This is a genomic window from Pseudomonas violetae (assembly GCF_023072615.1).
Classification (GTDB): Bacteria; Pseudomonadota; Gammaproteobacteria; order Pseudomonadales; family Pseudomonadaceae; genus Aquipseudomonas; species Aquipseudomonas violetae.
The window spans coordinates 113,129-126,316 of the sequence record NZ_JAKNRW010000005.1; the positions used below are offsets into that span (position 1 = coordinate 113,129).

The following is a 13,188-nucleotide window of genomic DNA, read 5'->3' on the forward strand; positions in this document are numbered from 1 at the left end:
GCACACCCCTACCCTTCGATGTGAAGGCGGCATTTATTCAGGTAGTGCGCGTTATCGTTAACCACCCTCGCGAGCAAGCGTGCTCCTACAACGTGGTTTTGTTTATTCAGTGAGTGTGCGTTCGCAGCCTCCTTTCTCCCTGCAGTTCCTCACCGCGCGGCAAGCGGAAATTCGCTATGACTCATAAATAGTGTGGAACCGCCGCGATGGCAAAAGGTCAAGTGATCAGGCAGTCCGAGCAGGCACTTCAGGCCTGCGGCCTCGCTTCCCCTAGTCATGAGAGGGCTTTTTTTGTCTACATCTAACGAGTTGTTCAGTGCAAAAGCCGCTACCGGCATCGAGGGTCTGGATGACATCCTGGCTGGTGGATTGTCCCGCGGACATGTTTTTTTGCTGGAGGGTGAACCCGGAACCGGCAAAACTACGGTTGCTTTGCATTTTTTGATGGCCGGCGCACGAGCCGGCGAGCGCTCGTTGTACATCACACTCTCGGAAACCGAGCGAGAGTTGCGCCAGGGCGCCCTGTCCCACGGTTGGGAGCTGGATGAAAACATCCGCATCTTTGAGCTGACACCTCCGGAAAGCCTGCTGAACGCCGAGCATCAGCAGAGTCTGCTGTACTCCTCCGACCTAGAGCTTGGGGAAGCGACAAGGCAGATTTTTGAGGTGGTCGAACGCGTCAAGCCGACCCGCGTCGTCCTGGACAGCCTTTCCGAGATCCGCCTGCTGGCCCAGAGCTCTCTGCGTTATCGCCGGCAGATCCTCGCCATCAAGCATTATTTCGTGCGTTACGACGCCACGGTAGTCCTGCTCGATGACCTCACTACCGAATCCCTGGACAAAACTGTGCACAGCGTGGCTCACGGGGTTATCCGCCTTGAAGAGTTGACGCCCAACTACGGCGCCGAGCGCCGACGGATCCGCGTAGTGAAATACCGCGGCCAGAAGTACCGCGGCGGTTTCCATGACTTCACCATCATGGGTGACGGCGTGCATGTATTCCCCCGACTGGTGGCAGCCGAACACCGCGGCAAGTACATCCGTACGCAACTGACCAGCAGCATCAAAGAGCTTGATGCCTTGCTTGGCGGCGGCATCGAAACCGGCTCCAGCACCCTGATTCTCGGCCCCGCAGGTACCGGCAAATCGCTGATCTCGATGATCTTTGCCGCAGCAGCCGTGCTACGTGGTGAAAAGGCCGCGCTGTTTATTTTCGACGAAGAGCTGGGGCTGCTGTTCGAGCGCATGAAAAACATAGGCATTGACCTCAACGCACTGCGGGACACCGGCAACCTGTTGATCGAGCAGGTCGACGCAGCGGAGCTGTCCCCCGGCGAGTTCTCCCACCGGGTACGCCGTTGCGTAGATGAAGGCGGAATCAAGACCGTGGTCATCGACAGCATCAACGGCTATCAGGCCGCCATGCCCGAAGAAAATGCCTTGGTCCTGCACATGCACGAATTGCTGCTGTACCTCAACCGCCAGGGAGCAGCGACTTTCATGACCGTTGCCCAGCACGGCCTGGTCGGCGACATGCAGGCGCCGGTGGATATTACCTATCTGGCCGACACGGTTATCCTGCTGCGCTATTTCGAAGCGTTGGGCAAGGTTCGACGGGCCATTTCCATCATCAAGAAACGCACGGGCAGCCACGAATCTACCATCCGCGAATACCGTATCAGTGGCAAGGGCATGACCATTGGCGAACCGCTTGATGCCTTCCAGGGCGTATTGCGTGGCGTACCGACCTACATGGGTGCCAGTAAGCCGCTACTGGGGGATGACGCCCCGTGACGCCTCAGGTCGTAATGTCCGAGCGGGCGATCATTCTGGCGCCGCTGGGACGTGACAGCCAGATCGCCCTGATGATGCTCAACGAAGCGGGTTTTTCGGGAGTCATCACCCGCGACCTGTCGTCCCTGTGCAGTGAACTGGTCCTGGGTGCAGGACTGTTGCTGATAGCTTCTGAGGCATTATTGGGGGGCGACCTCGAACACCTGATGGGGCTGATCGAACAACAGCCGGCATGGTCGGATCTGCCCATCATATTGCTGACCTATCACGGTGGCCCCGATCAAAACCCTGCCTCGCGTTTCAGCCTGAAACTGGGAAATGTGACCTTCCTCGAGCGCCCTTTTCATCCGGTGACATTGATCAGCCTGGTCACCACCGCGCTGCGCGGCCGCCGACGACAATACGAAGCCAGGGATCGGCTGATCGATTTGAGTCAAAGCGAACTGCGCCTGCAGAACACCCTCGAAACCCTGGAGCAACAGGTGGAGGAACGCACCGCGCAGCTGCGTCATAACGAAGAAGTGTTGCGTCAGTCGCAGAAAATGGAAGCCGTCGGCCAGCTCACCGGGGGCATCGCCCACGACTTCAACAACATGTTGACCGGGATCATTGGCAGCCTGGAGCTGTTACGCCGGCGCCTGGCCCGTGGTCGCACTGACGACCTGGACGGCTTGATCGACCTGGGCGTGACCTCGGCCAACCGTGCTGCCGGCCTGACTCACCGGCTGCTGGCGTTTTCGCGCCGCCAGTCCCTGGATTCCAAACCCGTAGAGATGAACGCCCTGGTGGTCTCGATGGGCGAACTGCTGCAGCGCAGCATCGACGAAAGCATTCAATTGGACATGCAACTGGATCAGCGCCTGTGGGTGGCCGAGGCCGATCCCAATCAACTGGAAAGCGCCCTGCTCAACCTGGTGATCAATGCCCGGGACGCCATGCCCAACGGTGGCAGGCTGGTGGTCAAGACCCGCAACGAACATCTGGATGCGACCTTTACCGACGCACACGTCAATCTGCAACCGGGCGACTACGTGATGCTCAGTGTCACGGACAACGGCTGCGGCATGCCACAGAGCACCATTACCCGTGCGTTCGACCCCTTTTTCACCACCAAGCCCATCGGCCAGGGTACGGGCCTGGGTCTGTCGATGATCTACGGGTTCAGCAAGCAGTCCCGAGGGCATGTCGCGATCAGCAGTGAAGTGAGTGCGGGCACGACAGTGAGCCTGTACCTGCCGCGCTTTGGCGGCGATGTTCCACTTTGTTCGCCGGTGGATGCACCCCATGCGCCCTTTGCCCAAAACGGCGAGACCGTGCTGATTGTTGAAGATGATCCCGCCGTGCGGGTGCTGGTGAGTACGGTACTGAGCGATCTTGGCTACGCCTATGTGGAAGCCGGCGACGCAGACAGTGCAGTACCGATTCTGGACTCGACGCAACGTATCGACCTGATGATTAGTGACGTTGGGTTGCCCGGGATGAACGGGCGGCAGCTGGCGGAAATCGGGCGGCAGTTCCGCCCGGAGCTCAAGGTGTTATTCATTACCGGCTACGCGGAGCACGCAGCAGTGCGCGGGGGCTTTCTGGACCCGGGCATGCAGATGATCACCAAGCCCTTCACCTTCGACCTGTTAACGGCCAAGGTGCGGGAGATGATCCGTATCTGAAGCACGCCCTTGGCAGGAGCTGTCGAAGGCTGCGATCTTTTGATGTTTGTTGTCTTTTAAAGTCAAAAGATCGCAGCCTCGTTGCACTCGACAGCGCCTGCACAGTTCCTACGACAGCATGTCCTGCATCAATTCCTGCAACACATCCAGATCGAACGGCTTGCCCAGGATGGGCGCTTTACGGGTAATCGGGCTATCCGTCTCGCGGATTTCCTGCGGGTAGCCGCTGATGAAAATCACCTTGAGTTCCGGTCGCAGTTTCACGGCAGGCTCGGCAATCTGCACACCCGAAATGCCACCCGGAAGGCGGAAGTCGGTGATCATCATGTCCAGGTGCGGTTTGCTCGCGAGGATTGCGAAGGCCTGCTCGCCGTTTTCAGCCTGCAATACGCGGTAGCCCTCCCCCGATAAATAAGCGGACAACACCATCAATATCGAGGGGTCATCCTCGACGACAAGTACTACATCTTGCGCATCTTCACTCATGGGAAGCCTTTGTTCGGTCAATAGCTGCTGATACGACCGTGGGGTCGACCAGAGGTTGCGTTTATCTGGCTGATTTCCTACAGCGGCAGACAAACGCGAAACAGGGCGCCTTCGCCAATCCGGCTTTCGACGGTAAGGGTACCGCCATGGGCCGTCACAATCTGTTCTGAAATAAACAGGCCCAGGCCCAGTCCGGCGACGGCATGCTTGGCCGTGACGCGCTCGAATTGCTGGAAGATCCGCTTCTGGTTCTCTTCACCAATGCCGATCCCTTGATCCCGCACTTCCACCCGCGCCTGACCGTTGTCACTGTACACCTTCACGGCGATCGGGCTCTTGGCGCCGTACCGTAAAGCGTTGGTCAACAAGTTTGAGATCACTTGTTCGATGCGAAATTCATCCCAATTGCCCACCACAGGTTCATCGGCATCCAGGGCGACCGAGGATTCGGCGGCGTCAATTTGCGGAGCGAAGTTTTGCAGCAAACCACGCACCAGCGCCGTGAGATCGAAACGGTTCGGGCGGATCGACAGTTTGCCGGTGCGAATGCGCGAGACATCCAGCATGTCCTCGATCAGGCGGATCAGGCTTTTGATCTGCCGTTCGTCGCGATCGACCATGGCGTGCATCTTGTCCAGGGTGAATGCGGCGGCGTTATCCCTGGCCAGGTGCATCTTGCGCAACTGGGTTTCCAGGATCAGGCCATTAAGCGGAGTACGCACTTCGTGGGCGACGATGGACATGAAGTCATCGCGCATGCGCACCGCCTGTTGCAATTCCAGCTGGGTACTCTGCAGCTGCTGGAGCAACGCTCCCTGCTCGCGGCGGCTTTGCTCAAGCGCCTCGACCTGCTGTTTCATCGCTTTGCTCTGGCGATAGAGGTCGACGAACACATTGACCTTGCTCTTCACCGCGTGGATATCCAGCGGCTTGTGCAGGAAGTCCACGGCCCCGCTTTCATAGCCTTTGAACGCGTAGTTCAGCTCGCGACCGGCAGCGCTGACAAACACGATCGGGATGTTGCGGGTCTTTTCCGTACCGCGCATCAACTCGGCCAGCTCAAAACCGTTCATGCCGGGCATCTGCACGTCGAGAATGGCCATGGCGAACTCGTGCTGCAGCAGCAGGGACAAGGCTTCATCGGCGGACAAGGCTTTGTAGACCGTACGATCTTCACGCTTGATCAGCGCTTCGAGCGCCAGCAGGTTCTCTGGCAGATCGTCGACGATCAGCAGTTTGGCTTGAATATTACTTAGCATGCGATTCGTTCCAGCTCGACAAGCAGACGGCCGATGCCGTGAATGGGAAGAATGTGGTCCGGCTGGTGGGTGGCCAATGCCGCCAACGGCATGGTTGCCACCTGCGCCTCCTGGGGGTCCTGGACGATGGTCAGGCCGCCCCGTTCCTTGACCTGTGCCAGGCCATCGGCACCGTCGCGGTTGGCGCCGGTCAACAGCACTGCGGCGAGCTTGCCGCCATAGGCATCCGCCGCGGACTCGAACAAGTAGTCGATGGCCGGGCGTGAATGGTGCACGCGATCTTCCAGACTCAGGGAAAAGGTCCGGTCCTGCTCCACCGACAGGTGATAACCGGGCGCGGCAAAATACAGCGTGCCCAGGGCTATAGGCGTCTTGTCACTCGCTTCCAGCACCGGCATCGATACCCTGCGGGAGAACACCTCGGTCAGATGACTGCGGCGCTCATCCGGCAAGTGCAGCACCACGATGATCGGCAGCGTGAACCCATCGCGCAGCGGGCCGAGAATGTTCAGCAACGCTTCTACACCGCCCGCCGAGGCACCGATCACGATGGCTTCTATCGAAGGATTGCTCATGATTTGCGGTAGATCCGTTCTTGTTTGACCAAGGGTTCGAACTGCTTGCCGAAGGCTGAAAACTCCGGCGTTTCCTTGCTGCCCAGCACCAGGAATCCCCGATGACAGAGGGACTCGTGAAACAAACCAAAAGCTCTGTCCTGAAGTTTTTTGTTGAAATAAATCAACACGTTACGACAGGAAATTAATTGAGTTTCTGAGAACACGCTGTCGGTGGCCAGGCTATGATCGGCAAAGGTCACGTTGTCGCACAGTGACTTGTCGAAAATCGCGTAGCCATAAGCGGCCGTGTAGTACTCGGAGAAGGAACGCTGGCCACCGGCCTTCTGGTAGTTGGCCGTGTAGGCACGCACGTTTTCCATGGAGAAGATGCCTTGCTTGGCCTTGTCCAGGGAACGCGGGTTGATGTCGGTAGCGTAGATGATGGTGCGATCCAGCAAGCCTTCTTCGCGCAGCAGAATCGCCATCGAATATACCTCTTCACCCGTACTGCAGCCGGCGATCCAGATTTTGATCGAGGGATAGGTCTTGAGCAACGGCACCACTTCCTGGCGAATGGCCAGAAAGTGCGATGGGTCGCGAAACATCTCGCTGACTGGAATTGTCAGCAACTGCAGCAGTTGCATGAACGCGGTCGGGTCATGCAAGACTTTTTCCTGCAGCGCCGAAATGGTCGCACATTCGAACTGCCCCAACGCGTGCTGGACCCGGCGCTTGATCGAAGCGCCGGAATAGTCGCGAAAGTCATAGCTGTACTTGAGGTAAATCGCCTCGATCAACAGCCGCAATTCGATTTCGGTATTGGCTTGCACTAAATGCGTTCCATCTTCGGTAACCACACTCGAATCAGCGAGAACAGGCGATCCAGGTCAATGGGCTTGGCCAGGTAATCGTTGGAACCGGCCTGCAGGCAGCGCTCCTGATCGTCTTTCATGGCCTTGGCCGTCACCGCAATGATCGGCAGCTTACGCCAGCGCGGATCCTTGCGAATTTCAATGGTGGCTTCAAAACCGTCCATCTCCGGCATCATTACGTCCATCAACACCAGATCGATATCCTCGACTTCATTCAACTTTTCAATCGCCTCACGACCGTTACGGCCAATGACCACGATTGCACCTTTTTGCTCGAGCGCGCTGGTGAGGGCGAAAATATTGCGCACATCATCATCCACCAGCAGCACTTTACGACCCTCGAAAACCTTGTCGCGGCTACGTGCAGTCTTGAGCATCTTCTGCCGTTCATGGGACAGCTGCGATTCGACTTTGTGCAGAAAAAGTGTCACTTCATCGAGCAAACGCTCTGGTGAGCGCGCGCCCTTGATGATGATTGAGCGCGAGTACTTGCGCAGTTCTGCCTCTTCATCCCGGGTGAGGTTTCGACCGGTGTAGACGATGACTGGCGGGAACGAGCAAATGTCCTCGGTGGACATGCGCTTGAGCAGATCATTACCGAGCATGTCGGGCAGCTTGAGGTCGATGATCATGCAGTCATAGATGGTCGTGCGCAGCAGCTCCAGGGCTTCCTGGGCAAAGCCAACGGCGGTGATCTCAATGTCGTCATCGCCGATCAGGCGAGCGATGCTTTCTCGCTGCAGGTCGTCATCTTCCACCAGCAGTACGCGCTTGACCTTCTGGGTCAGCTTGGCTTCCAGGCGGGCGAACACATCCTTGAGTTCTTCGCGGGTAGTAGGTTTGACGGCGTAACCGATAGCGCCCATGTGCATGGCGGCTTCCACCCGATCCTCGACCGAAATCACATGCACCGGTATATGCCGGGTGTCCGCGTGTTCCTTGAGGCGCTGCAGCACGGTCAAGCCGGAATGATCCGGCAGGCGCATGTCCAGCAGGATCGCATCCGGAACGTACTCCTTGGCCAGGTCGTAACCTTCGTCGGCCCCATGGGCCACCAGGCACTGGTAACCCAGTTCGTGGGCCAGGTCGTAGAGGATGTGCGCAAAGTTCGGCTCATCTTCCACCACCAGAATGCAGCGAGTGGCGAACGGCGCCTTGGTGCGGTCATCGTTGAAACGCGGGATGTCGACTGGAGCAATCAGCGGTGCCGGGGCACCCGGCGCAGTGACTGTGTGCGAGGCCGCCACCGGTGCCTGGGTCATCGGCTCGATCGGACTTTCCCCCGGCTCAACGTATTGCTGCGGCAGGACGAGGGTGAACACACTGCCCTGCCCGGGCTCGCTGGTAACGCTAATGGAACCACCGAGCAATGCTGCCAAATCCCGGGAAATCGACAGGCCCAACCCGGTGCCGCCGTAACGCCGGTTGGTGGTGCCGTCTGCCTGGCGGAAGGCTTCGAATATACTTTCCTGCTGATCGGCGGCAATGCCAATCCCGGAATCGCGCACGACAAACGCAATACCATCGCCAGGCATGTTGGTAACGGTGAGGCTGACCCTGCCGCTCTCGGTAAATTTCACGGCGTTGGACAGCAGGTTCTTGATCACCTGTTCCAGGCGCTGGCGGTCGGTGTAGATCATCAGCGGCGAACCGGCTTGCAGCTCTACCTGGAAATCCAGCTGCTTTTGCGTCGTCAGCGGCTGGAACATTGCGCGCAAGCCATCCACCAGACGGGCGACACTGGTGTGCTCGGGGAGCATTTCCAGTTTGCCGGCCTCGACCTTGGAAATGTCGAGGATGTCGTTGATCAGGTGCAGCAGATCGTTGCCTGCCGAATAGATCGACTCGGCAAACTTGACTTGCTCCGCGCTGAGGTTGTCCTGGGGATTTTCCGCCAGCAGTTTGGCCAGGATCAACGAGCTGTTCAGCGGAGTACGCAATTCATGGGACATGTTGGCGAGGAATTCGGACTTGTACTTGCTCGAACGCTGCAACTCCTCGGCGCGTTCTTCCAGCTGCGTTTGTGCCTGATTGAGTTCGGTGTTCTTCTGGTCCATGGCATCGCGCTGGTCGGCGAGGATCTGCGCCTGTTCGGCCAATTGTTCATTGGTCTGCTCCAGCTCGACCTGCTGGGTTTCCAGATGAGCCTGGGACTCCTTGAGGATGCGCGACTGCTCTTCAAGCTCTTCGTTGGCGGTCTTGAGCTCTTCCTGCTGAACCTGCAGCTCTTCATTGAGTTGCTGAGTTTGCGCCAGCACCTCTTGCAGACGCTGGCGATAGCGGGCGGCCTCGATCGAGGTGCCGATATTGGCGGCAATCAGCTCCAGCAACTCGATGTCTCGGTCATTGAGCGGGCGCAGGAAGCCCAGTTCAATCACGCCGTTGACCCGGTCGTCGTCGCTGGTCGGCACGACCAATACACTGTGAGGCAACCCTTCACCCAGGGCGGAGCTGACCTTGAAGTAGTCGCCAGGCACCTTGTCCAGGCGAATCAGCCGAGCCCGTTGGGCCACCTGCCCGACAATCCCTTCATCGCTGTAGATGTAGTGCTCACGCTCTTCTTGCTCCCGGGAAAACCCATAGGACGCAATGCGTTTAAGGCCACCATGCTCTTCGCGCACATACATGGCCGCCACTGCCGAACCCAGATACTGCGCGCAAAACTGCAGGATATTGCGCCCCAGCACGTTGAGCGAAAGCTGCCCCAGCACCTGTTCGGCCAATTCGGTCTGGCCATTGCGCAACCAGGCCTGCTGCTCCAGACGATTGGCGCTGGACTGCTGCGCGGACAGGTTGGCGGCGTAGTTCTGCGATAGGTTAAGCAGGTCGCGCCGGCCGATATAGGCCAGCAGCGCACTGATCCCGGCGACGAACAGCAGGTACAGGGCGATGCTCCAGAGGGTGGTGCGACGCACCTCTTCATTACGCGCGGTGCGCAACTGCTGCTCCATCTGGATTACGTCTTCGAACTGCTTGCGTATTTCATCGGTCAGGCGTTTACCGCGCCCGGCCCTGACTGCGCCACGGTAGTCGCCGCTGGACCGCTGCAAGTCGATCATCGATTGTGCGTAGCTCGACCACTCAGCCTGTAGTGCTTCGAGGCGACGTAGACGATCGGTCTGTACCGGGTTGTCACCGGTCAGTTCCAGCAAGGTGTTCAGGGCAACTTTGATGCGCGGGCGCGCTGTTTCATAGGGTTCGAGAAATTTCTCGTCACCGCTGAGCAAATAGCCGCGCATGCCGGTTTCCAGATCGACGGTCAGCTTTACTGCTTCATTGGCGTTATTGATCACCCGATCGGTGTGCTCCACCCACTGGATGGTTGACAACAGATAGGTGATCAGGGAAACGAAAAACACCGCACTGGCAAGACCCACGCCCAATGGCAGGCTGACGTTGCGGCTCAAGAGTTTACGGAATCGTTGCTCATCTACCGAAGACGCAGAGGTCATGTGGGAGCCTTGTCGAACTGTTAAAAAACACGGAGTTTGCCCCATAACGGGCATGTTGATCCAATTTTCTGACGGGAATTTCAGCAAAATCCTACATTCAGCTGCTCCTGAACGAAGGAGCGGTTATCCTTGCCGAAATTGAGCAGCTATTCTTTTTTCAGCACGAGGGGAACTTGTCGGGCCCCGCTGTTTACTCAAGCAAGACCCCGGCGAATTTGATCGGCCGGCCATCGCAACTTCAACCTTTGGAAACCCTATTATGTCTGCCGCCGCGCCCATCATTCTGGTAGTCGAAGACGACGACATCGTGCGCATGTTGATCGTCGATGTGCTGGAGGAGCTCGAATTCGAGGTACTGGAGGCTGATGGCGGTGAACAGGCACTGACGTTTCTGGCAAACGAGGATCAGCCTATCGATCTGATGATGACTGATGTGGGTTTACCGGTTATGGACGGTCGTGAACTGGCCGACCGGGCCCGTAAACTGCGCTGCGCCTTGCCGATCCTGTTTGCCAGCGGCTATGCCGAAAACATAGATGTGCCCTCGGATATGCATTTGATTGGCAAACCGTTCTCGATCGATGCACTGCGGGACAAGGTAAAGGGCATCCTGCAGGCCGTACGCTAAACCTGCACGGCGCCAGGATCGCCGTGGACTGTGGTTTAATTGCGCGCATTTTTTCGCCCTGTGCCCCCCGCCCGCTTCAAGGAACAACCCTCAATGAGTCAGCCCCGCGCAACCAAAGTCCTGGTCATTGGTTACGTATGGCCCGAGCCCCGCTCCTCGGCGGCCAGCGGTCATGTGATGCAAATCCTCGAAACCTTCCGGCAGCAAGGCTGGGACATCACTTTCAGCAGCCCCGCGGGCGCCGGTGAACACCCGGCGGATCTCACGGCCCTGGGCATTCGCCAGACGCCGATCGAGCTCAACAGCAGCAGTTTCGACTCGTTCGTCACTGAACTGGCGCCGGACGTCGTGCTGTTCGACCAGTTCATGATGGAAGAACAGTTCGGCTGGCGAGTGGAAAAGCACTGCCCCAATGCATTGCGGGTGCTTGAGACTTCCGATCTGCAGAGCCTGCGTCACGCGAGGCACCAACGACTCAAGGAGCGCTTGAAGGTCAACGATGACCTTGAAGACTTCAACGAATTGTTTGCACCAGCGTTACGGCAGGAATTCGAACTCATGGCCGATTCCGACCTGGCCAAGCGCGAGATCGCCGCCATTTATCGCTGCGACCTGACGCTGATGATCTCCGAGGTGGAGATCGAGTTGCTGGTGCAGCAGTTCAAGTTGCCGCGTGAACTGCTGCACTGGTGTCCGTTGATGATTGAGGTACCGACCGAGCCATTGCCACTATTTGAGGACCGCGCCCATTTTCTCAGCATTGGCAACTTCCGCCATGCGCCGAACTGGGATGCCGTGTTATGGCTCAAAACCACGATCTGGCCGTTGATTCGCCAGCAGTTGCCGGGTGCCCAGTTACACATCTACGGAGCTTATACGCCGCCCAAGGCAACAGCCCTGCACAACGCGGCCCAGGGTTTTCATGTCATGAACTGGGCTGAAGATGCCTTGCAAGTGATGTCAGCGGCCCGGGTGTGCCTGGCACCGTTGCGCTTTGGTGCGGGTATCAAGGGCAAACTGGTGGATGCGATGCTTTGCGGCACACCGAATGTCACCACCCCGGTGGGGGCTGAAGGCATGCACGGTCTGGAACCGTGGCCAGGCGCAGTGACACGGACTGCCCAGGCGTTTGCCGACAGTGCGGTGCACTTGCACAATGACCGCGCAGGCTGGCTGAACGCGCAGGCCAAAGGCCTGCAATTGCTGGGGCGCCGGTATCGCCAGACGGCGCATGGCCCGGCGCTGATCGCCCGAATTGAAGAATGCCGTCGAAGCCTGGTTTCAATCAGGCGGGACAACTTTACCGGTAGCATGCTGCGCCATCATCAGCACAAGAGCACTCAGTACATGTCGCAATGGATTGAAGCGAAGAACCGTCAGCCCCAATGACCCGAGCGGGTTAGCGGGTGGCGTTCCCGGCTCGGAAAGAGGCATGATCGGCCGGCGAAAACAATAAAAGCGCCCTGACATGACCCGAGCAGCCAGAGTCACCGACCCTTCCTACGAGCTGATGGACGACCATAACGGGTTGTCCATCATCTATCGCCAGCACGGCTTCCCCTGCCCCCTGGTCCGTTGGCATTTCCACAAAGAATACGAACTGCACCTGATCGTCGCCAGCTCCGGAAAAGTGTTCATCGGCGATTACATTGGCAACTTCTATCCGCAAAGCCTGTTCCTCACCGGCCCCAATTTGCCCCATAACTGGATCAGCCAAGTGGCCGAGGACGAAGTGGTGCCCAAGCGGGACATGCTGGTCAACTTCACGGACGAACTGTTCGACAGTGGCCACCTGGTATTCGCCGAACTCAAGACCCTGGCGCCCCTGCTGGAGCGCGCGCAATACGGTATTGAATTCCGCTGCAAGCGCACCATCCGCCAAGCCATGGGCCTGATGCAACGAATCGCCGACACCCACGGAGTGACCCGTCTGGGGCATTTTTTCATCCTGATGGAGTTGCTGGCGGCTTCTGACGACTTTCAGTTGCTGTCTGGCGCCACTTCACCGCAGCTGGCCGACGAGCACAACGTCGACCGTACCAACCGCGCGGTCGATTATATTTTTGCGCACTACGCCCGGGAGCTTCCACTGGAAGAGGTCGCCGAGCACCTGGGCATGAAACCGACCTACTTCAGTCGAGTGTTCAAGCAGTCCACCGGGCGCTGCTTCATCGAATTCGTCAACCGCCTGCGCATCAGCAAATCCTGCGAGTTGCTGGCCGATGGCGACAAACCGGTGACCGATGTGTGCTTCGAGTCCGGGTTCAACAATATCTCCAATTTCAATCGGCGCTTCCTGCAACTCAAGGGCATGACTCCCTCGCATTACCGGCGGTTGGCGGTACAGCGGTTGACTGAGCAGAATTCGAGTTGAGCGGCAGTGCAAAATAGTATCGATGCAAGTGCGATGGATGATTTGTCACGCCATCGATAGAAGGCTGTAATCAGTGCACATTCTTCCCAGCGCTGGAAG

Annotated in this window: 10 protein-coding genes; 5 read left to right on the forward strand and 5 right to left on the reverse strand. The window is 58.2% G+C overall.

Annotated elements, in window-relative coordinates; translation table 11 throughout:
• The first annotated feature begins 291 nt into the window (after nt 1-291).
• The gene (locus tag L9059_RS09240) at nt 292-1,794 is read left to right on the forward strand and encodes an ATPase domain-containing protein (protein WP_247290223.1); all 1,503 of its coding nucleotides are present in this window, start codon (nt 292-294) and stop codon (nt 1,792-1,794) included.
• Between the two features lie 14 nt (nt 1,795-1,808).
• Nucleotides 1,809-3,461, forward strand: a complete 1,653-nt coding sequence (locus tag L9059_RS09245; RefSeq protein WP_247290557.1) for a response regulator — start codon at nt 1,809-1,811, stop codon at nt 3,459-3,461.
• A gap of 108 nt (nt 3,462-3,569) precedes the next feature.
• Here L9059_RS09245 and L9059_RS09250 read toward each other — a convergent pair whose 3' ends face one another.
• The 5 genes from L9059_RS09250 to L9059_RS09270 all read right to left on the reverse strand — a co-directional run bounded on the left by L9059_RS09250 (nt 3,570) and on the right by L9059_RS09270 (nt 10,087).
• The gene (locus L9059_RS09250) at nt 3,570-3,947 is read right to left on the reverse strand and encodes a response regulator (RefSeq protein WP_247290224.1); all 378 of its coding nucleotides are present in this window, start codon (nt 3,945-3,947) and stop codon (nt 3,570-3,572) included.
• 77 nt (nt 3,948-4,024) lie between these two features.
• Nucleotides 4,025-5,206, reverse strand: coding sequence for a hybrid sensor histidine kinase/response regulator (locus L9059_RS09255; RefSeq protein ID WP_247290226.1), 1,182 nt, complete (start codon nt 5,204-5,206; stop codon nt 4,025-4,027).
• Entirely contained in the window at nt 5,200-5,781 is a 582-nt protein-coding gene (locus tag L9059_RS09260) for a chemotaxis protein CheB (RefSeq protein WP_247290228.1), read from the reverse strand. Before L9059_RS09260 ends, L9059_RS09255 begins: the two co-directional genes overlap by 7 nt.
• A complete protein-coding gene (locus L9059_RS09265; RefSeq protein ID WP_247290230.1) occupies nt 5,778-6,593 on the reverse strand; it encodes a CheR family methyltransferase in 816 nt (271 codons plus the stop codon). The genes L9059_RS09260 and L9059_RS09265 overlap by 4 nt, the downstream gene beginning before the upstream one ends.
• The gene (locus tag L9059_RS09270) at nt 6,593-10,087 is read right to left on the reverse strand and encodes a response regulator (RefSeq protein ID WP_247290232.1); all 3,495 of its coding nucleotides are present in this window, start codon (nt 10,085-10,087) and stop codon (nt 6,593-6,595) included. Before L9059_RS09270 ends, L9059_RS09265 begins: the two co-directional genes overlap by 1 nt.
• Nucleotides 10,088-10,346: 259 nt before the next feature.
• Here L9059_RS09270 and L9059_RS09275 point away from each other — a divergent pair, with 259 nt between their 5' ends.
• From L9059_RS09275 to L9059_RS09285, 3 genes are all read left to right on the forward strand, one after another.
• Entirely contained in the window at nt 10,347-10,715 is a 369-nt protein-coding gene (locus tag L9059_RS09275; protein WP_247290234.1) for a response regulator, read from the forward strand.
• 93 nt (nt 10,716-10,808) lie between these two features.
• The gene (locus tag L9059_RS09280) at nt 10,809-12,104 is read left to right on the forward strand and encodes a glycosyltransferase (RefSeq protein ID WP_247290236.1); all 1,296 of its coding nucleotides are present in this window, start codon (nt 10,809-10,811) and stop codon (nt 12,102-12,104) included.
• Nucleotides 12,105-12,183: 79 nt separating this feature from the next.
• Nucleotides 12,184-13,089, forward strand: a complete 906-nt coding sequence (locus L9059_RS09285; protein ID WP_247290238.1) for an AraC family transcriptional regulator — start codon at nt 12,184-12,186, stop codon at nt 13,087-13,089.
• Nucleotides 13,090-13,188 lie beyond the last annotated feature (99 nt).

Coding starts and splice junctions, on each gene's coding strand:
- L9059_RS09245 (WP_247290557.1), top strand. CDS start 1,809: ATGTCCGAGCGGGCGATCATTCTGGCGCCGCTGGGACGTGACAGCCAG.
- L9059_RS09250 (WP_247290224.1), bottom strand. CDS start 3,947: ATGAGTGAAGATGCGCAAGATGTAGTACTTGTCGTCGAGGATGACCCC.
- L9059_RS09255 (WP_247290226.1), bottom strand. CDS start 5,206: ATGCTAAGTAATATTCAAGCCAAACTGCTGATCGTCGACGATCTGCCA.
- L9059_RS09260 (WP_247290228.1), bottom strand. CDS start 5,781: ATGAGCAATCCTTCGATAGAAGCCATCGTGATCGGTGCCTCGGCGGGC.
- L9059_RS09270 (WP_247290232.1), bottom strand. CDS start 10,087: ATGACCTCTGCGTCTTCGGTAGATGAGCAACGATTCCGTAAACTCTTG.
- L9059_RS09275 (WP_247290234.1), top strand. CDS start 10,347: ATGTCTGCCGCCGCGCCCATCATTCTGGTAGTCGAAGACGACGACATC.
- L9059_RS09280 (WP_247290236.1), top strand. CDS start 10,809: ATGAGTCAGCCCCGCGCAACCAAAGTCCTGGTCATTGGTTACGTATGG.
- L9059_RS09285 (WP_247290238.1), top strand. CDS start 12,184: ATGACCCGAGCAGCCAGAGTCACCGACCCTTCCTACGAGCTGATGGAC.